Genomic DNA, 18,868 nt, shown 5'->3' with positions numbered 1-18,868 from the left:
ACGCCGCGAACAATCACTGTAGCGCTGCTGAATACAGCGCCATTACTCAACCGGCAGCGCTTTCCATGCGCACGGCGCCGCGACGGTTCTGCCCGGCCGCGATCACGCAATTGCGCCCGGCGCCCTTGGCGGCATAGAGCGCCTGATCGGCGCACTTGAGCACTTCTTCAGGACTACGCTGCTCGGCCTGACGTTCGGCCACGCCGATGCTGACCGTCACCGACACACTGGACGCACCACTGGCGGCCCGACGCTGGCGACCTTGATGGTCGTCATTGGGGCGGTCCGGGTTGCGCAACTTGATCGCATAGCTGGCGATGCTTTCGCGGATCGCCTCCAGGTGCGGCAGGCATTCATCCAGGCTCTTGCCGGCAAACACCACGGCGAACTCTTCACCGCCGTAACGGTAGGCGCGCCCGCCGCCGCTGACCTTGGACAGTTTGCTCGCCACCAGGCGCAACACCTGGTCGCCCACGTCATGGCCGTGGGTATCGTTGAAACGCTTGAAGTGGTCCACATCGCTCATCGCCAACACATAGTTGCGCCCCAGCCGCTGCATGCGTTCGTTCAGGGCGCGGCGGCCCGGCAAGCCGGTCAGCTCATCGCGAAAGGCCATTTGATACGCCTCATGCGCCACACCGGCAGCGATCATCAGCATCACCTGGCTGCACATGATGTTGAGCGTAAACGGCAGGATGAAGGTTTGCGGCAGCATCCAGAACATCCCCAGCAACCCCACCAATTGCGCAGCGTGCAGCGGGCGCGGCTGATACCAGTACTGGGCGGCCAGGGTGATAAAGCCAATCAGAAACATCGGGTATGAAAGCTGGATCAAGCTCATCCACGCGCCATGCAGCGCCGGCCAGCGAATCTCGGCCAGCCAGTCCAGCACGCCCTGTGGGTAACGTTGCTCCAGCGCAAACGCCACGCTGCCGACGGCCAACAGCACCGCGCAACGCGCGACGAAGTCACGGAACAGGTGAGTCTTTTCCTGCCACAGCGCGTACACGCTGAACAGCAAGGGCAGCAGCAGGCAGCACAGGTGAAACACGACGGCGGCGTCTTCGCGCACGCGACCATTGTCGCGGTAGAAATCGGTCTGGGTGTCCAGCAGGAAATAGACGACGTACACCGTGACCATCAGGAACAACTCACGCTGGCGCCGATACACCGCGCAGTACGCTCCGCCGAGCAACAGCACCAGGGTCGGCAGCACGTTGAACAGCGAGGTGAAGAAAACGTTGAGGTCCTTGAGATAAGCAGCCGAGAGCCCAGCCATCAACAGCAGCAACGAGGGTAGGAAATGACTGAACCGCACAGCGGACACGCGTAACAAGGGTAGAACTCCGACCCGCAAAAAGTAATGGCATGGTGCTTCTACACAGCCAGTTAAACACAACCCGTCCGACCTGTATCACATTGCCATCACTGTAACGGCACGCTTCATTAAAGCCTTAGCGTCAGCGCGCATTTTTCGGATCGGCACAGAACGCATGTGGGAGGGGGCTTGCTCCCGATTGCAGTGTGACAGCCGCCGAATCGTGTAGCTGACATACCGCAATCGGGAGCAAGCCCCCTCCCACATTCACCGCATTTCAATGCTTGGTCAGCGGCCTTCGCACACACAAAAAAAACCGCTTCCCCGGAAGGAAGCGGTTTTTCTGAACCCGGTAAGGCTTAGTAAGCCAGGCCGAAGTCTTCTTCTTTCATGTCCATCAGGTTTTTGGCGCCCGACAGCATGGTCGCTACATGGGTGCGGGTACGCGGCAGGATGCGCTGGAAGTAGAAGCGCGCGGTCTGCAGCTTGGCGGTGTAGAACGCCTCTTCGCTGGTGCCGGCGGCCAGTTTCTCGGCAGCCAGGCGCGCCATGTCGGCCCAGAAGTAAGCCAGGCAGGCATAACCGGAATACATCAGGTAGTCCACCGAGGCGGCGCCGACTTCTTCACGGTCTTTCATCGCAGCCATGCCGACCTTCATGGTCAGCTCGCCCCACTCTTTGTTCAGCGCCGCCAGCGGCGCAACGAATTCCTTGACGGCTTCGTTGCCTTCGTTGGCCTGGCAGAACTTGTGCACGATCTTGGTGAAACCCTTGAGCGCTTCGCCCTGGGTCATCAGCACTTTACGGCCGAGCAGGTCGAGGGCCTGGATACCGGTGGTGCCTTCGTACAGCATCGAAATGCGGCTGTCGCGAACGTTCTGCTCCATGCCCCACTCGGCGATAAAGCCGTGACCGCCGTAGATCTGTACGCCGTGGTTGGCGGACTCGAAACCGACTTCGGTCATGAACGCCTTGGCGATCGGGGTCATGAAGGCCAGCAGGCCATCGGCCTGTTTCTTGGCTTCGTCATCGGTGCCGTACTTGACGATGTCCACTTGCTTGGCGGTGAAGTACACCATCGCACGGTTGCCTTCGGCGAAGGCTTTCATGGTCAGCAGCATGCGGCGCACGTCAGGGTGCACGATGATCGGGTCGGCGGCTTTTTCCGGCGCTTTCGGGCCGGTCAGGGAACGCATTTGCAGGCGGTCACGCGCATATTTCAGGCCACCCTGGAAACCGATCTCGGCGTGGGCCAGGCCTTGCAGCGCGGTTCCCAGGCGAGCGGTGTTCATGAAGGTGAACATGCAATTCAGGCCTTTGTTCGCCGGGCCGATCAGGTAACCGGTGGCCGCGTCGAAGTTCATCACGCAGGTGGCGTTGCCGTGGATGCCCATCTTGTGCTCCAGGGAGCCACAGGTCACCGCGTTGCGCTCACCGATCGAACCATCGGCGTTGGGCAGGAATTTGGGCACGATAAACAGCGAGATACCCTTGGTACCGGCCGGTGCATCGGGCAGGCGCGCCAGTACGATGTGGACGATGTTGTCGGCCATGTCGTGCTCACCGGCCGAGATGAAGATCTTGGTGCCGGAGACTTTGTAGGAGCCGTCAGCCTGAGGTTCGGCCTTGGTGCGCAGCATGCCCAGGTCGGTGCCGCAGTGCGGCTCGGTCAGGCACATGGTGCCGGTCCACTCGCCCGACACCAGCTTGGTCAGGTAGGCCTCTTGCTGCTCCGGCGTGCCGTGCTCGGAAATAGTGTTCATCGCGCCGTGGGACAGGCCTGGGTACATGCCCCACGACCAGTTGGCTTCGCCGACCATTTCACTCACGGCAAGGCCCAGGGACTCCGGCAGGCCTTGGCCACCGTGCTCCACGTCATGGGCCAGGCTTGGCCAGCCGCCTTCGACGAACTGTTTGTAGGCTTCTTTGAAACCGGCAGGGGTTTTAACGCCTGACTCGCTCCAGGTACACCCTTCGATGTCACCCACGCGGTTCAGCGGCGCCAGCACTTGCTCACAGAACTTGGCGCCTTCTTCGAGAATGGCGTCAACCATGTCCGGGGTAGCGTCCTGGCAAGCCGGCAGGCTCTGATAGTGCGCTTCATAACCGAGCAGTTCGTCACGAACGAAGCGAATATCACGCAAGGGGGCCTTGTAGTCAGGCATAGCGATAAACCTCTGCTGATGTATCTGGGATGAACAACCGCGTGAAAGGATGATGGCGGTCAAACAGGTGTTTGAAACATACGTTTACGACCTGGGGTTGTCAAGCGTCGGCCCGACGCCGTTTGTCTTGATGCGGGTCAATGGCGCGCACGGCCAAGCCTGTGGCGTGATGCCACATGATTAAGAAGTGTAGGAGTTAAGCGAGAGGGCACAAAACAATGTGGTAGGGGGCTTGCCCCCGATGGCCATAGGCATCTACACAATTTCGGTGCGACACCGCACCTTTGGCGAGGGAGCTAAAGCGTATCTACCTGACGCTCCGAGGTCCAAATGTGGGAGGGGGCTTGCCCCCGATGGCGGCCTCTGGGCCGACCAGGATGTTGGATCAGATTGAGTACATATCCGTTTCTGCGGTAACGGCTGCTAGTGGTTCCGCTTTTACAGCGGCTCACTTTTGAAAAGCGCAAAAGTAAGCAAAACGCTCTTGCCCCACCACTCGGCACCTCGCTTGGGCTCGGTGTGCCCTCTCTCCGGCTTGAATCCGTGGGCCGCCGCAATGGGCCATCCATGGCCCAGTGCGGCTAACCCGGCGTCCTGCCGGGTTACCCACGGATTCAAGCCTGCGTTCGGCCAGCGTGGTTTAACGGGGCGCCTGAGATCAAGATCAAAAGCCAGATCAAGAGCGCCTCGCTTCGCATCGTGGTTAGCGTTCGTGGCTATAGCCTAAGTTGTGTAGATATTGGCTATCGGGGGCAAGCCCCCCTCCCACATTTTAAATGGCATGCCTCAGGGGAATCAGGCGTAGGTATCGATCAACGTACCGAGCATTTCGTCCGAAGCCTTGGCGACTTTCGCGCCCAGCTCCACTTGAAACTTGCCTTGGGCCATTTCGACCATATTGCTCGCCGAGTTGGACGCCTGAGCACGATCATTGGCTTGCAGACGGTCGCTTTGCGCGGCCGATGGCTGGGTCGTCGACGCGCTGGCGATCTTCCCAGCGGCCTGGTCGACACGGTTCTGCCCGGCCTGGATGGTGCTCAGGCCCGAATAAAACGCGCTGCTTCCAGAGATTTCCATGGCGTAAGCCTGCCTTTAGAGAATCGTGAAGGCCAATTGAACCAGACATCCTGGCGAAAGGCCCGTTAAAAACACTAATGGCACATTGCCTTAGCGATAGCCAAAATCAGTCAAGCAGGTCCATTTGCAGGTAAGCGGCCACCTCGGCTGCCCCGGCATGCTTGAGTTTCGGCACCCGTCCAAGGCAGGGCGCCGGCAAACGCTCGGCCAGGGTGGCGAGGTTCTCTTCCAGACGAGAGGTCTTCGGGTCGATGATATTGGCCACCCAACCGGCCAGCGGCAATCCATCGCGCGCGATCGCTTCGGCGGTCAGCAACGCATGGCTGATACACCCAAGACGCACACCCACCACCAGGATCACCGGTAATTTGAGGGCCATGGCCAGGTCCGACAGGTTGGCTTGATCGGCCAGCGGCACGCGCCACCCCCCTGCGCCCTCGATCAACGTGAAGTCCGCGTTGTGTCCGAGAATCCGCTGCATGGGCTGGAGCAAGGATTGCACCGTCAGCGCAACGCCCGCCTCACGTGCCGCCAGATGCGGCGCAATCGCCGGTTCCAACGCCACCGGGTTGACCTCGGCATAGGTCAACGGCAACGAACATTCGGCAAGCAGCGCCAGGGCATCGGCGTTACGCAAGCCCTTGGGCGTGACCTGGCAGCCCGACGCCACGGGTTTTCCCGCAGCCGTGGTTTTACCCGCCTGGCGCGCGGCATGCAGAAGGCCGGCGGCAATGGTGGTCTTGCCCACGTCGGTGTCGGTGCCGGTGATGAAATAAGCGGCGTTCATAGCGGTTTCTCCAGTACGGCGTACACCACTTGGTAAGTGGCCGGCAGGCCCTGGGCCTGACGGAACTGCTCGTAGGCCTGCACCAGCGCCGCAATCCGTGCGCGCCCCGTCAACCCTCCCGGGCGCCCTGGGTTGAGGTTGTGTGCGCCCAATGCTTTCAACTCATGGGTCAGGCTGCGCACGTCCGGGTAATACAGGACATGGGGCCGCCGTTCCAGGCTCGTCACCCGAAAGCCACTGGCTGCGCACAGCTGCTGATAGGCCTCGAAGGTGCGAAAACGGTTGACGTGAACCCAGCCATCCGCCGCGCGCCAGCTCTCGCGCAGCTCATCCAGCGTGCCTACGCACAGGCTGGCAAAGGCCAGCACACCGCCCGGTTGCAGCACGCGAAAGGCCTCACTGAGGACTGCGTCGAAGTTCGCACACCACTGCACCGCCAGGCTGGAGAACATCAGCTCGAAGCTGCCAGTCTTCAGGGGCAAGCGTTCCGCATCGCCGGCGATGAAGTGCTGCGCGCCGCCAGCAGGCCGCGCATGCTTGAGCATGCCTTCGGCGATATCCAGCGCGGTGCCCTGGCTGGCAGGCAGGCGCTCACCCAGCGCACGGCTGAAATAGCCCGTGCCGCAGCCCAGGTCGAGCCAGCGTTGTGGCGCGAGCCCCGGCGGTAATTGCGCGAGCAGGGCATGCCCCACCGCCCGCTGCAGCTCGGCCACGCTGTCATAACTGGCCGCAGCCCGGGAGAACGAAGCGGCCACCTGGCGCTTGTCGGGCAAGGCGCCCGGCAGGTGGGGATGGGATAGATCAGTCATCGACGCACTCATGCAAAAAAGCCTGGATGGCCCCCGCTACACCGTGGGGGTCCTCCAGAAGAAAAGCGTGACCGGCCTGTTCAATAAGGCCGATTTCCACATCGGGCAGCAGCGCCAGCAAGTCACTGGCGGCTTCGGCGGGCACCAGCCCGTCCTGACCGGCAAACAGGTGCAGTTGCGGCCCGCGAAACGCCTGCAAGGCGGCGCGGGTGTCCAATTGGGCAAGCAATTCCAGGCCGGGCATCAACACGCTGGGCGAGGTATTCGGTGCGCCACTGACCAGCAAACGCGAGAGCCCGCGCGGGTCGGCCGCGCCCTTGGCGCACAACAGGCCGAAGCGCTTGAGGGTGACCTGGGAGTCGGCGTGGCAGCCGGCGAGGAACGCGTCGAATGTTTCGGCAGGCATCGCCTGCGGCCAACCGTCATGGGCGACAAAACACGGATTGCTCGCTAGGGTGAGCAATCCGCAGCAACGCTCTGCACGGCGTGCCGCCAGCTCCGAGGCGAGCATGCCGCCCAGGGACCAGCCGCCGAGCCAGGTATTGTCCGGCAGCGTGGCATCCAGTTCGTCGAGCCATTCGCTCAAGTCGCTGGAATCCAGGGCCGGCAACGGTTCGATCTGCACGTGCAGGTGTTCATTCAAGCCGTGCAACGCTGCGGCCAGCGGTTCCAGCGGCGACACACCCAGGCCCCAGCCGGGCAGCAATACCAGTCGATCACGCATGCTCGGGCTCCGTGGTGTTTAACAACCGGAAACACGCTTCCAATGCGTTTAACAATAGCTGCACCTGGACTGCGCTGTGGGCCGCCGTCAATGTCACGCGCAAACGGGCGCTGCCGGCGGGCACGGTGGGGGGGCGGATCGCCGTCACCATCAGCCCGCGCTCGCGCAGCATCTGCGACAGGCGCAAGGCTCGTGCGCTGTCGCCCATCAGGATCGGCTGGATCGGTGTAAAGCTGCCCATCAACGCCAGGCCGATCTGCTCGGCGCCCTGGCGGAACTGACGGATCAACCCGTTGAGGTGCTCGCGGCGCCAATGCTCGGTACGCAGCAGCTCCAGGCTTTTGAGGGTGGCGCAGGCCAGCGCCGGCGGCTGGCTGGTGGTGTAGATGTAGGGCCGGGCGAATTGAATCAGGCTCTCGATCAGTTCTTCACTGCCCGCCACAAAGGCACCGGCGGTGCCGAAGGCTTTGCCGAGGGTGCCGACCAACACCGGCACGTCTTCCTGGCTCAAGCCAAAATGCTCGACGATCCCCGCGCCATTGGCCCCCAGCGGGCCGAAACCGTGGGCGTCGTCCACCATCAACCAGGCGCCCCTGGCCCTGGCTTCGCGGGCCAGTGCCGGCAGATCGGCGAGGTTGCCATCCATGCTGAATACGCCATCGGTCACCACCAGTGCGTTACCGGTGGCTTTCTCCAGGCGCTTGGCCAGGCTGGCAGCATCGTTATGCAGGTAACGGGTAAACCGTGCGCCGGACAACAAACCGGCATCCAGCAACGACGCATGGTTCAGACGATCTTCCAGCACGGTATCGCCCTGCCCCACCAAGGCGGTGACCGCGCCGAGGTTGGCCATGTAGCCGGTGGTAAACAGCAACGCACGCGGACGCCCGGTCAGGTCGGCCAGGGATTCTTCCAGCTCATGGTGCGGCGTGGCATGCCCCACCACCAGGTGCGACGCGCCACCGCCCACGCCCCAGCGCGACGCACCGGCGCGCCAGGCTTCTATCACCTGTGGATGGTTGGCCAGGCCAAGGTAGTCATTGTTGCAAAACGCGAGCAGCGGCTTGCCGTCCACCACCACTTCCGGGCCCTGGGGGCTCTCCAGCAAGGGGCGTTGACGGTAAAGGTGTTCGGCACGGCGGGCAGCGAGGCGCGCGGCGAGATCGAAAGACATGCAGGCCTCGATTCAGCAGGGTGTTCGCGGTTCAAAAGGTGGGAGGGGGCTTGCCCCCCTCCCACCTTTTGAATGCATTTCAATCAAACGGCGGCGGCGTTGTAGAACTGTTCGCTGCTCTTCTGCTCCACCAACGCCTGTTCAATGGCCGCCTGATGCACTTCGTCGGCATGCTCTTCACGCGCCTCCGGCAGAATCCCGAGGCGCGAGAACAGTTGCATGTCCTTGTCCGCCTGCGGGTTGGCGGTGGTCAGCAGCTTGTCGCCGTAGAAAATCGAGTTGGCGCCGGCAAAGAACGCCAGGGCCTGCATCTGCTCGTTCATCGCCTCACGGCCGGCCGACAGGCGCACATGGGATTGCGGCATCAGGATGCGCGCCACCGCCAGCATGCGGATGAAGTCGAACGGGTCGATGTCCTTGGCGTTTTCCAACGGCGTACCGGCCACCTTGACCAGCATGTTGATCGGCACCGACTCCGGATGCTCCGGCAGGTTGGCCAGCTGGATCAGCAGGTTGGCGCGGTCATCGAGGGACTCGCCCATGCCGAGAATACCGCCGGAGCAGATCTTCATCCCCGACTCACGCACATAGGCCAGGGTCTGCAGGCGTTCGCTGTAGGTACGCGTGGTGATGATCGAACCGTAGAATTCCGGCGAGGTATCGAGGTTGTGGTTGTAGTAGTCGAGGCCGGCCTGGGCCAACGCGGCGGTCTGGTCCTGATCGAGACGGCCGAGGGTCATGCAGGTTTCCAGGCCCATGGCCTTCACGCCCTTGACCATCTCCAGCACGTAGGGCATGTCTTTGGCCGATGGATGTTTCCAGGCGGCGCCCATGCAGAAACGCGTCGAACCGATGGCCTTGGCGCGGGCAGCCTCTTCGAGGACTTTCTGCACCTCCATCAGCTTTTCTTTTTCCAGGCCGGTGTTGTAGTGACCCGACTGCGGACAATATTTGCAATCTTCCGGGCAGGCGCCGGTTTTGATCGACAGCAGGGTGGAGACCTGCACCCGATTGGCGTCGAAATGCGCGCGGTGCACGGTCTGCGCCTGGAACAACAGGTCATTGAACGGCTGCACGAACAGGGCTTTGACTTCGGCCAAAGACCAATCGTGACGCAGGGTGGCAGAGGTGCTGGCGCTCATGGGCGATTCCTTGATTATGCTTTGGCTAACGCTGCGGGAAGGGCAATACCCACAGGTACGACACGGATGCTCGGCATATTTAAGGAAGATTCATGCGCTGTCAACCAAGCCACAAACACCAGGTTTACATCTGGTTAAAAAGCGTACAAACCTGTTTGATCTGCGATGAACGCGCTGAAAGCGACGATTGTGTGTGCAACGCCTGCGAAACCGAACTGCCGTGGCTGATGGAGCGCTGTGACGTCTGCGCCCTGCCCTTGCCCATGGACGGCTTGGTGTGCGGCCAATGCCAGAAACATCCGCCTGCGTATCAACAAGTGATTGCGCCCTGGACCTACAGCTTCCCGGTGGACAGCCTGATCAGCCGGTTCAAGCATCAGGCGCGCTGGCCGTTGGGGCACCTGCTGGGACGCTTGCTCGGGCGACTGCTGCAACATCGGTTCGAAAATGCCGAACTCAGCCGCCCCGATTGCCTGCTACCGGTGCCGATGCCCCCCAAGCGTCTGCGCCAGCGTGGCTATAACCAGGCGGTGATGCTGGCGCGCTGGCTCAGTGCCGATCTGGACATCCCCTGCGATGAGCACCTGTTGCTACGCCCCCAGGAAACCGTCGCGCAACAAGACCTCGACGCCAAAACGCGCAAACGCAACCTGCTCAATGCCTTCGCCCTGGCACCCGGCGCCTGGGTGCAGGGCCGGCACCTGGCGCTGGTGGACGATGTGCTGACCACCGGTGCCACCGCCCACAGCCTGGCGCGGTTATTGATGAAGGCCGGTGCGCGTCAGGTCGATGTGTATTGCCTGGCCCGCACGCCCAAACCCGGCACATGACTTGACTCCCGGGCCGCCGGGCGGCAACGTCCGCTCATTCCAGCCAGGCGTATCCCCATGTCCCTGCCCTCGCCGCTCAGCCAGCACATCATCCGCCGCCCTCAGCGCATCGCGTTGCTGGCGCATATCGCCGAACAGGGGTCCATCACCCGTGCCGCCAAAAGTGCCGGGTTGAGCTACAAAGCCACGTGGGACGCCATCGATGAACTGAACAACCTGGCGCAAACGCCGTTGGTGGAGCGCAGCGTCGGCGGCAAAGGCGGTGGCGGCGCCAGGCTGACAAGCGAAGGTGAGCGCGTGCTGCGCCTTTATCAGCGCCTGCAAGCCTTGCAAGCCGAGGTGCTCGCCACCGACGAAGCGGCCCGCGACTTCAATTTGCTGGGCCGCCTGATGCTGCGCACCAGTGCGCGCAATCAGCTGCATGGCCAAGTCAGCGCCATCGAGCGCCATGGCCGTAATGACACGGTGCGCCTGGAACTGGCGGGTGGCCTGTACCTGGATGCGCACATCACGCACGACAGCACGCAACGGCTGGAGCTGGAGCCCGGGGTGGAAGTGGTGGCCCTGATCAAGGCCGGCTGGCTGGAATTATTGGCCATCGGGCAAACCGCAACACTTGGACACAATTGCCTGAGCGGTGTCATCGAGACGATTCTCGACGCTGAAGACGGTCCCAGCGAAGTCCGCATCGGCCTGCCCAGCGGTCAGGTGCTGTGTGCCCTGGCGCAGCCCGCCGTACTGAGCGCACTCGACGCCGCGCCTGGCCGGCCGATCCAGGTGCAATTCGCCCCCGGCCAGGTATTGCTCGGCACCCCGGTGTAGCGAGCACCCGCCATCAAACTGCAACAATTTCGTCACGCCCGCTCCTTAAGGTGTCTGCAAAAACCGTAAGGAGCCTGACATGAGCCTGCTGGAAGAAAACCAAGCCACTGACCTCGAACAGATGATCGGCCTTACCCGTCGCCGCTTTATCGGCGCCGGCGCCCTGTGCGGCGCGGCGATGTTCCTGGGTGGCAACCTGCTCAGCCGCAGCGCCCTGGCCGTGAACGCCGCGTCTGCCAGCCCGTTGCTGGGCTTCACCGGCATCGCCGCCGCCACCAGTGACACCATCACCCTGCCGCCCGGCTACAGCGCCTCGGTGCTGATCAGCTGGGGCCAGCCCTTGAGCACCCAGGCGCCGGCCTTCGACCCCTCCGGCAACGGCACGGCCAAGGCCCAGGAACAGCAGTTCGGCGACAACAATGACGGCATGAGCCTGTTTCCCTTCCCCGGCGATGACAACCGCGCCTTGATGGCGATCAACAACGAATACACCAACTACCGCTACCTCTACGCCCACGGCGGCGCACCGCAATCGGCCGAAGACGTGCGCAAGGCCCTGGCCAGCGAAGGCGTGTCGGTGATCGAAATTCAGCGCAAGGGCGATACCTGGCAGTTCGTCCAGGATTCACGCTACAACCGGCGCATCCACGGCAACACGCCGATCCGCCTGAGCGGCCCCGCCGCCGGCCACGACTGGCTGAAAACCAGCGCCGACAACACCGGCAAGCACGCCCTGGGCACCTTCCAGAACTGCGCCAACGGCAAGACCCCGTGGGGCACTTACCTCACCTGCGAAGAGAACTTCACCGACTGTTTCGGCAGCAGCAACCCACAGCAGGCCTTCGACGCCGGGCAAAAACGCTACGGCGCGGTCGCCGCCAGCAAGGACATCAACTGGCACCCCCACGACCCGCGCTTCGACATGGCCAAGAACCCCAACGAACTCAATCGCCACGGCTGGGTGGTGGAAATCGACCCGTTCGACCCGCAATCCACCCCGGTCAAGCGCACCGCCCTGGGCCGTTTCAAGCACGAAAACGCGGCCCTGGCCGAGACCCGCGACGGACGCGCGGTGGTGTACATGGGCGATGACGAGCGCGGCGAATTCATCTACAAGTTCGTCAGCCGCGATCCGATCAACCACGACAACCCGAAAGCCAACAAGGATTTGCTCGATCACGGCACCTTGTACGTGGCGATCTTCGACGCGGGCAATGGCGATGCCGATCATCCCAGGGGCAAGGGCCAATGGGTCGAACTCACCCACGGCAAAAACGGTATCGATGCCGGCGCAGGCTTTGCCAGCCAGGCCGAAGTGCTGATCCATGCGCGCCTGGCCGCCAGCGTGGTGAAAGCCACGCGCATGGACCGCCCGGAATGGATCGTGGTCAGCCCCATGGACGGCCAGGTCTACTGCACCCTCACCAACAACGCCAAGCGCGGCGAAGACGGCCAGCCGGTGGGCGGGCCCAACCCGCGCGAGAAGAACGTCTACGGCCAGATCCTGCGCTGGAAAGCCGACGCCGATAACCACGGAGCCACGGACTTCACCTGGGACCTGTTCGTCGTCGCCGGCAACCCCGGCGTACACGCGGGCTCGCCGAAGGGCGGCTCGTCCAACATCAACCCGCAAAACATGTTCAACAGCCCGGACGGCCTGGGTTTCGACAAGGCCGGGCGCCTGTGGATTCTCACCGACGGCGACTACAGCAACGCGGGCGACTTCGCCGGCATGGGCAACAACCAGATGCTGTGCGCCGACCCGGGCACCGGGGAGATTCGTCGCTTCATGGTCGGGCCGGTGGCGTGTGAAGTCACCGGGATCAGCTTTTCGCCGGATCAGAAAACCCTGTTTGTGGGTATTCAACACCCTGGCGAAACCGGCGGCTCGACGTGGCCGGAGCATCTGCCGAACGGCAAGCCGCGTTCGTCGGTGCTGGCGATTCGGCGCGATGATGGTGGGGTTGTCGGCGCCTGACAGGGCCTCATCGGGGGCAAGCCCCCTCCCACACTTGATTTGTGAATACAGTTAAATGTGGGAGGGGGCTTGCCCCCGATGGCGATCCCACAGTCGCCCCCTATCTCAAGCCCGCTGGGTTACCATACCCGGCCGGACGCGGCGACCTGCTGCGCGCAGGAGTTCGCATGGCCCACCCGTTTGAAACACTCACTCCCGACCTGGTCCTCGACGCCGTCGAAAGCATCGGTTTTCTCAGCGATGCGCGCATTTTGGCGCTCAACAGCTACGAAAACCGCGTGTATCAGGTGGGCATCGAAGATTCCGAACCGCTGATCGCCAAGTTCTATCGGCCCCAGCGCTGGACCAACGAAGCGATCCTGGAAGAACACCGCTTCACCTTCGAACTGGCTGAGTGCGACGTGCCGGTGGTCGCCCCGCTGATCCATAACGGCGCAAGCCTGTTCGAGCACCAGGGTTTCCGCTTCACCCTGTTTCCACGCCGTGGCGGCCGCGCGCCGGAGCCGGGCAACCTCGACCAGCTGTACCGCCTCGGGCAACTGCTCGGTCGCTTGCACGCGGTGGGGTCCACCCGCCCGTTCGAACACCGCGAAGCCCTGGGCGTGAAGAACTTCGGTCACGATTCCCTGACCACCCTGCTCGAAGGCAACTTCATTCCCAAAAGCCTGTTGCCGGCCTACGAGTCCGTGGCGCGCGACCTGCTCAAACGTGTGGAAGAGGTCTACAAGGCCACCCCGCACAAGAACATCCGCATGCACGGCGACTGCCACCCCGGCAACATGATGTGCCGCGACGAGATGTTCCACATCGTCGACCTGGATGACTGTCGCATGGGCCCTGCGGTACAGGACCTGTGGATGATGCTCGCCGGCGACCGCCAGGAATGCCTGGGTCAACTGTCGGAATTGATGGACGGCTACCAGGAGTTCCACGACTTCGACCCCCGTGAACTGGCCCTGATCGAACCCTTGCGCGCCCTGCGCCTGATGCACTACAGCGCCTGGCTGGCGCGGCGCTGGGACGACCCGGCCTTTCCCCACAGCTTCCCGTGGTTTGGCAGCGAGCGCTATTGGGGTGACCAGGTGCTGGCGTTGCGTGAGCAGCTGTCGGCCCTCAATGAAGAACCCTTGAAACTGTTCTGAGCAACGCGACGCTCTCCTGTAGGAGCGAGCTTGCTCGCGAAAAACCCGAGAGCGCCATTGGGCAACAGGCCTCCCGCGTTATCGTTGACGATCTTCGCGAGCAAGCTCGCTCCTACAAAAAGCAGGTCCCCATTGCCTGACAAATATCCTTACAATTGCGCTTTGTTAGCTGCCTAAGCAAGGATTCTGCAATGCACGCCGCAACCCCCCGCAAGGGGTACATCCTGGGCCTAAGCGCCTATATCACCTGGGGCCTGTTCCCGCTCTATTTCAAAGCCATTGCCAGTGTCCCCGCCGCCGAGATCATCGTGCATCGCGTGCTGTGGTCGGCACTGTTCGGTGGCTTGCTGCTGATGGTGTGGAAACACCCGGGCTGGTTTCGCGAACTGCGCGACAACCCCAGGCGCCTGGCGATCCTCGCCCTCAGCGGTTCGTTGATCGCGGCCAACTGGCTGACGTATGTGTGGTCGGTCAACACCGGGCGCATGCTGGAAGCGAGCCTGGGTTACTACATCAACCCGCTGGTCAACGTACTGCTGGGGATGCTGCTGCTCGGCGAACGCCTGCGCCGCCTGCAATGGGTGGCCGTGGTTCTGGCGGCGGTCGGTGTGGCGCAACAGGTGTGGCAAGTGGGCAGTTTGCCGTGGGTATCGCTGGTACTGGCGCTGACCTTTGGCTTCTACGGGCTGATCCGTAAACAGGCGCCGGTCAAAGCCCTGCCGGGGCTGGTGGTGGAAACCTGGATGCTGGTGCCGATTGCCATCGCCTGGTTGCTGTTCAACCCGACGGCCCACAGCGCACAGCTGGAATTCTGGAGCACCTCCGAGGCCTGGTGGCTGGTGGCCGCAGGCCCCGTGACGCTGATCCCGCTGGTCTGTTTCAACGCCGCCGCGCGGCATCTGCCTTACACCGCACTGGGCTTTTTGCAGTATGTAGCGCCCACCCTGGTGTTGCTGGAAGCCGTGCTGCTGTTCGGCGAACACCTGGCGCCCAGCACGCTGACCGCCTTTGCCTTTATCTGGGCGGGCCTGGTGGTGTACAGCGTGGATATCTGGCTGAGCGTGCGCAAACGCTGATCAAAAAACGCTCAAAGCTCTGCAAGCCTTAGCCGGCCTGGCTTGCAGACATTGACCCAAAGGTTATCCACAGGTCCATGCAAGATTTCCATGCATAACCTCATGGGTGCTCATTCATCGTTGCGCAATTCCACCATCAGATCGTCTGCCAGGGTTTCCAGGGACGCCTGCAACGCCTCCAGGGACAGGCTTGACGGCACTTGCAACAAGGCCTCGGCGTTGAACAGCGGATCGCCGCTCATCGGGGCCGGGCGCACGTCGGTGCTCAAGCGCTCCAGGTTGACGCCCTGCTTGCTCAACAGTGCAGTGATCTCCCGCACGATGCCGGCGCGATCATTGCCCACCAGGGTCATCACAATCGATTTGCAAGCCGATGCCTGGCCGGAACTGCCCTCGCCCACCAGCACGCGAATGCCGTGGGTGGATAAATCCTCCAGCGCTCCCACCAGTTCCTGACGGTTCTCTGCGGGAACGCTGACGCGCAGAATCCCGGCAAACTGCCCGGCCATATGGGCCATGCGGCTTTCCAGCCAGTTGCCACCCTGGGCGGCGATGGTGTGCGCGATGCGTTCAACCAGGCCGGGTTTGTCGGCGGCAATAATTGTGAGTACAAGATGATCCATGGCGAAATACCTCGGGTGCGATTCCTGTAGGAGCGAGCTTGCTCGCGAAGGTCATCAACGATAACGCGAAAAAACTGACATCAGCGGTACGCTCAGGTTTTTCGCGAGCCAGCTCGCTCCTACAAGGTGGACGCGCGGTAGCTCGAAAACAAATCGTGTACCATTTTTATATTTATCTGGAACAATCCAATAGTTTTTTGAGAACATCCGATTCTCCGCTGTGACCGTCCGACCAAAGTGGGTCGCTAAACGACGTATTTAGTCTAATTTTCACAACCGCAAGTCATCATGTAGTATGCCCAACCGTGCACTACATAATGAAAATCTGAAAAAGCGCATAAGCTCCGCAGAGTGAGGCAAGCAATGACTGAACACGTTCAAGTCGGTGGCCTGCAGGTCGCCAAAGTCCTGTTCGACTTCGTGAACAACGAAGCCATTCCCGGTACCGGCATCACTGCCGACCAGTTCTGGGCCGGTGCCGACAAGGTCATTCACGACCTGGCGCCGAAGAACAAAGCCCTGCTCGCCAAACGCGACGATTTCCAGGCGCGCATCGATACCTGGCACCAGACCCATGCCGGCCAGGCCCACGACCCGGTGGCCTACAAAGCCTTCCTGCAAGACATCGGATACCTGCTGCCAGAAGCCGCAGACTTCCAGGCCTCGACCCAAAACGTCGACGACGAAATCGCATGCATGGCCGGCCCCCAACTGGTGGTGCCGGTGATGAACGCCCGCTTCGCCCTCAATGCCTCCAATGCACGTTGGGGTTCGCTGTATGACGCGCTGTATGGCACCGATGCCATCAGCGAAGCCGACGGCGCGGAGAAGGGCAAGGGCTACAACAAAGTGCGCGGCGACAAGGTCATCGCCTTCGCCCGCGCATTTCTCGACGAAGCCGCGCCGCTCAGCGCCGGCAGTCACGTTGACTCCACCGGCTACAAGATCGTCGACGGCAAGCTGATCGTCAGCCTCAAGGGCGGCAGTAACAGCGGCCTGCGTGACGACGCGCAGCTGATCGGGTTCCAGGGCCCGGCGGCCGAGCCGATTGCGATCCTGTTCAAGCACAACGGCCTGCACTTCGAGCTGCAGATCGACGCCGGCACCCCGGTCGGCCAAACCGACGCCGCCGGCGTCAAAGACGTGCTGGTGGAAGCTGCGCTGACCACCATCATGGACTGCGAAGACTCCGTCGCCGCCGTGGATGCCGACGACAAAGTGGTGATCTACCGCAACTGGCTCGGCCTGATGAAGGGCGACCTGGCCGAAGAAGTGGCCAAGGGCGGCAAGACCTTCACCCGCACCATGAACCCTGACCGCGTCTACACCGGCGTGGATGGCAACGACGTCACCCTGCACGGCCGCTCACTGTTGTTCGTGCGCAACGTTGGCCACTTGATGACCATCGACGCGATCCTCGATAAAGACGGCAACGAAGTGCCGGAAGGCATCCTCGACGGCCTGCTCACCAGCCTGGCGGCGATCCACAGCCTCAACGGCAACAGCTCGCGCAAGAACAGCCGCACCGGCTCCGTGTACATCGTCAAACCGAAGATGCATGGCCCCGAAGAAGCGGCGTTCACCAACGAGCTGTTCGGCCGTATCGAAGACGTGCTGAACCTTACGCGTAACACCCTGAAAGTCGGGATCATGGACGAGGAGCGCCGCACCACGGTCAACCTCAAGGCCTGCATCAAGGCGGCCAGCGAACGTGTGGTGTTTATCAACACCGGCTTCCTCGACCGCACCGGCGACGAAATCCACACCTCCATGGAAGCCGGCGCCATGGTGCGCAAGGCCGCCATGAAAGCCGAGAAGTGGATCGGCGCCTACGAAAACTGGAACGTCGATATCGGCTTGAGCACCGGCCTGCAAGGGCGTGCACAGATCGGTAAAGGCATGTGGGCAATGCCCGACCTGATGGCCGCGATGCTCGAACAGAAAATCGCCCACCCACTGGCCGGCGCCAACACGGCCTGGGTACCGTCGCCAACGGCGGCTGTACTGCATGCATTGCACTACCACAAGGTCGACGTGTTCGCCCGCCAGGCCGAGTTGGCCAAGCGTGAACGCGCCTCGGTGGATGACATCCTGACGATTCCTCTGGCGCAAAATACCGAGTGGTCCGAAGAAGAGATCCGCAACGAACTGGACAACAATGCCCAGGGCATTCTTGGCTATGTGGTGCGCTGGATCGACCAGGGCGTCGGTTGTTCAAAGGTGCCGGACATCAACGATGTGGGCCTGATGGAAGACCGCGCCACCCTGCGCATCTCCAGCCAGCACATTGCCAACTGGTTGCGCCACGGCATCGTCAATGAAGCCCAGGTCATGGAAAGCCTCAAGCGCATGGCGCCAGTGGTGGACCGCCAGAATGCCGGAGACGCGCTGTACCGCCCGCTGGCGCCGGATTTCGACAGCAACATCGCGTTCCAGGCGGCGGTGGAGTTGGTGATTGAAGGGACTAAACAGCCGAATGGCTATACCGAGCCGGTGTTGCACCGCAGGCGTCGGGAGTTCAAGGCTAAAAATGGCCTGTAAATGAAAAAAGCCCTGATCGTGAGATCGGGGCTTTTTATTTGCGGTTGATAGATCGTTCCCACGCTCCGCGTGGGAACGATCAGTCAAGAATCCATCCCCAACTCCCGCTTCACCAGCTTCGCCAACTTCTCGCTATCAATCGGCTTGAGCAGAAAGTCCACCACGCTTAAATGCATCGCATCAATCACATCCGGCGCTTCGGCGTCCCCCGATATGATGATGATCGGCAACGCCGCACGGGGCGATTCGCGCACCTGGCGGATCAACTCCAAGCCGTCGCTCGGCGCCATGCGCAAATCGGTGATCAGCAACCCAATGGAACTGTGCGACTTCAACAACGCCCACGCGCTCTCCCCGTTGTCAGCCGTCATGCAGCGAATACCGTCCAGCCCGAGGATTTCCGCCAACAGTTCACGCGCATCCTTGTCGTCGTCCACGATCAACACGCGTTGTGGCGGTAAATCAGGCTCCAGCATCACGGCGCTCAGCGCCTCGCGCTCGGCATCACTCAAAATATCGTGGTCGGACATACGTTTCTCAGCAATTCTTATCAATCTCCCAGCACTCGTCAGACATCTGCGGAAGGGCGAACAATGTGCACTTCGTCGGAAAGTTTGCCTAGTGGGCGTTCTACGGGTTTTGGACGATAGTCATGTAAGG

Annotated in this window: 16 protein-coding genes; 6 read left to right on the top strand and 10 right to left on the bottom strand. The window is 62.1% G+C overall.

Going from position 1 to position 18,868, the window contains the following annotated elements:
- Positions 1–46 precede the first annotated feature (46 nt).
- The 8 genes from J1G34_RS17735 to bioB form a co-directional block, all read right to left on the bottom strand.
- Positions 47–1,336, bottom strand: coding sequence for a GGDEF domain-containing protein (locus tag J1G34_RS17735; protein ID WP_222994424.1), 1,290 nt, complete (start codon positions 1,334–1,336; stop codon positions 47–49).
- Between the two features lie 341 nt (positions 1,337–1,677).
- On the bottom strand, positions 1,678–3,483 hold the full coding sequence (locus tag J1G34_RS17730; RefSeq protein WP_065885477.1) for a phenylacyl-CoA dehydrogenase: 1,806 nt from the start codon (positions 3,481–3,483) through the stop codon (positions 1,678–1,680).
- A gap of 795 nt (positions 3,484–4,278) precedes the next feature.
- On the bottom strand, positions 4,279–4,560 hold the full coding sequence (locus J1G34_RS17725; RefSeq protein ID WP_065894133.1) for a pyrroloquinoline quinone biosynthesis protein PqqE: 282 nt from the start codon (positions 4,558–4,560) through the stop codon (positions 4,279–4,281).
- Positions 4,561–4,666: 106 nt separating this feature from the next.
- Entirely contained in the window at positions 4,667–5,347 is a 681-nt protein-coding gene (bioD, locus tag J1G34_RS17720) for a dethiobiotin synthase (RefSeq protein ID WP_065897227.1), read from the bottom strand.
- A complete protein-coding gene (gene bioC, locus J1G34_RS17715; protein WP_222994423.1) occupies positions 5,344–6,156 on the bottom strand; it encodes a malonyl-ACP O-methyltransferase BioC in 813 nt (270 codons plus the stop codon). Before bioC ends, bioD begins: the two co-directional genes overlap by 4 nt.
- Positions 6,149–6,880 carry an alpha/beta fold hydrolase gene (locus J1G34_RS17710; protein ID WP_122685014.1) on the bottom strand — a complete coding sequence of 244 codons (732 nt, stop codon included), beginning with the start codon at positions 6,878–6,880 and terminating at the stop codon, positions 6,149–6,151. Before J1G34_RS17710 ends, bioC begins: the two co-directional genes overlap by 8 nt.
- Positions 6,873–8,054 carry an 8-amino-7-oxononanoate synthase gene (gene bioF / locus J1G34_RS17705; protein ID WP_222994422.1) on the bottom strand — a complete coding sequence of 394 codons (1,182 nt, stop codon included), beginning with the start codon at positions 8,052–8,054 and terminating at the stop codon, positions 6,873–6,875. The genes J1G34_RS17710 and bioF overlap by 8 nt, the downstream gene beginning before the upstream one ends.
- Positions 8,055–8,137: 83 nt before the next feature.
- On the bottom strand, positions 8,138–9,196 hold the full coding sequence (gene bioB, locus J1G34_RS17700) for a biotin synthase BioB (RefSeq protein ID WP_065937069.1): 1,059 nt from the start codon (positions 9,194–9,196) through the stop codon (positions 8,138–8,140).
- Between the two features lie 92 nt (positions 9,197–9,288).
- Between bioB and J1G34_RS17695 the strand changes: the two genes are divergently transcribed.
- The 5 genes from J1G34_RS17695 to rarD all read left to right on the top strand — a co-directional run bounded on the left by J1G34_RS17695 (position 9,289) and on the right by rarD (position 15,044).
- Positions 9,289–10,026 carry a ComF family protein gene (locus tag J1G34_RS17695; protein WP_222994421.1) on the top strand — a complete coding sequence of 246 codons (738 nt, stop codon included), beginning with the start codon at positions 9,289–9,291 and terminating at the stop codon, positions 10,024–10,026.
- 57 nt (positions 10,027–10,083) lie between these two features.
- On the top strand, positions 10,084–10,848 hold the full coding sequence (locus tag J1G34_RS17690) for a TOBE domain-containing protein (RefSeq protein WP_222994420.1): 765 nt from the start codon (positions 10,084–10,086) through the stop codon (positions 10,846–10,848).
- A 79-nt stretch (positions 10,849–10,927) separates the two neighbouring features.
- Positions 10,928–12,826, top strand: coding sequence for a PhoX family protein (locus J1G34_RS17685; protein WP_222994419.1), 1,899 nt, complete (start codon positions 10,928–10,930; stop codon positions 12,824–12,826).
- Between the two features lie 167 nt (positions 12,827–12,993).
- Positions 12,994–13,968: a serine/threonine protein kinase gene (locus J1G34_RS17680; protein ID WP_003176519.1), complete on the top strand. Its 975-nt coding sequence runs from the start codon at positions 12,994–12,996 to the stop codon at positions 13,966–13,968.
- A gap of 191 nt (positions 13,969–14,159) precedes the next feature.
- Positions 14,160–15,044 (top strand): EamA family transporter RarD, encoded by an 885-nt coding sequence (rarD, locus tag J1G34_RS17675; protein ID WP_222994418.1) that lies wholly within the window; start codon positions 14,160–14,162, stop codon positions 15,042–15,044.
- A 110-nt stretch (positions 15,045–15,154) separates the two neighbouring features.
- Here the strand turns inward: rarD and J1G34_RS17670 are convergent, their stop codons facing one another.
- Positions 15,155–15,667, bottom strand: a complete 513-nt coding sequence (locus J1G34_RS17670) for a glycine cleavage system transcriptional repressor (RefSeq protein WP_065937073.1) — start codon at positions 15,665–15,667, stop codon at positions 15,155–15,157.
- 363 nt (positions 15,668–16,030) lie between these two features.
- Between J1G34_RS17670 and J1G34_RS17665 the strand changes: the two genes are divergently transcribed.
- The gene (locus J1G34_RS17665; protein ID WP_222994417.1) at positions 16,031–18,208 is read left to right on the top strand and encodes a malate synthase G; all 2,178 of its coding nucleotides are present in this window, start codon (positions 16,031–16,033) and stop codon (positions 18,206–18,208) included.
- Between the two features lie 83 nt (positions 18,209–18,291).
- Here J1G34_RS17665 and J1G34_RS17660 read toward each other — a convergent pair whose 3' ends face one another.
- Positions 18,292–18,738, bottom strand: coding sequence for a response regulator (locus tag J1G34_RS17660; protein ID WP_065894120.1), 447 nt, complete (start codon positions 18,736–18,738; stop codon positions 18,292–18,294).
- Between the last annotated feature and the right edge of the window lie 130 nt (positions 18,739–18,868).

It is taken from the genome of Pseudomonas sp. Wu6 (genome assembly GCF_019891515.1).
Taxonomy (GTDB): domain Bacteria; phylum Pseudomonadota; class Gammaproteobacteria; order Pseudomonadales; family Pseudomonadaceae; genus Aquipseudomonas; species Aquipseudomonas orientalis_A.
The sequence above is the reverse complement of the archived record's forward strand: the minus strand, read 5'-3'. Positions and strand labels throughout refer to the sequence as shown.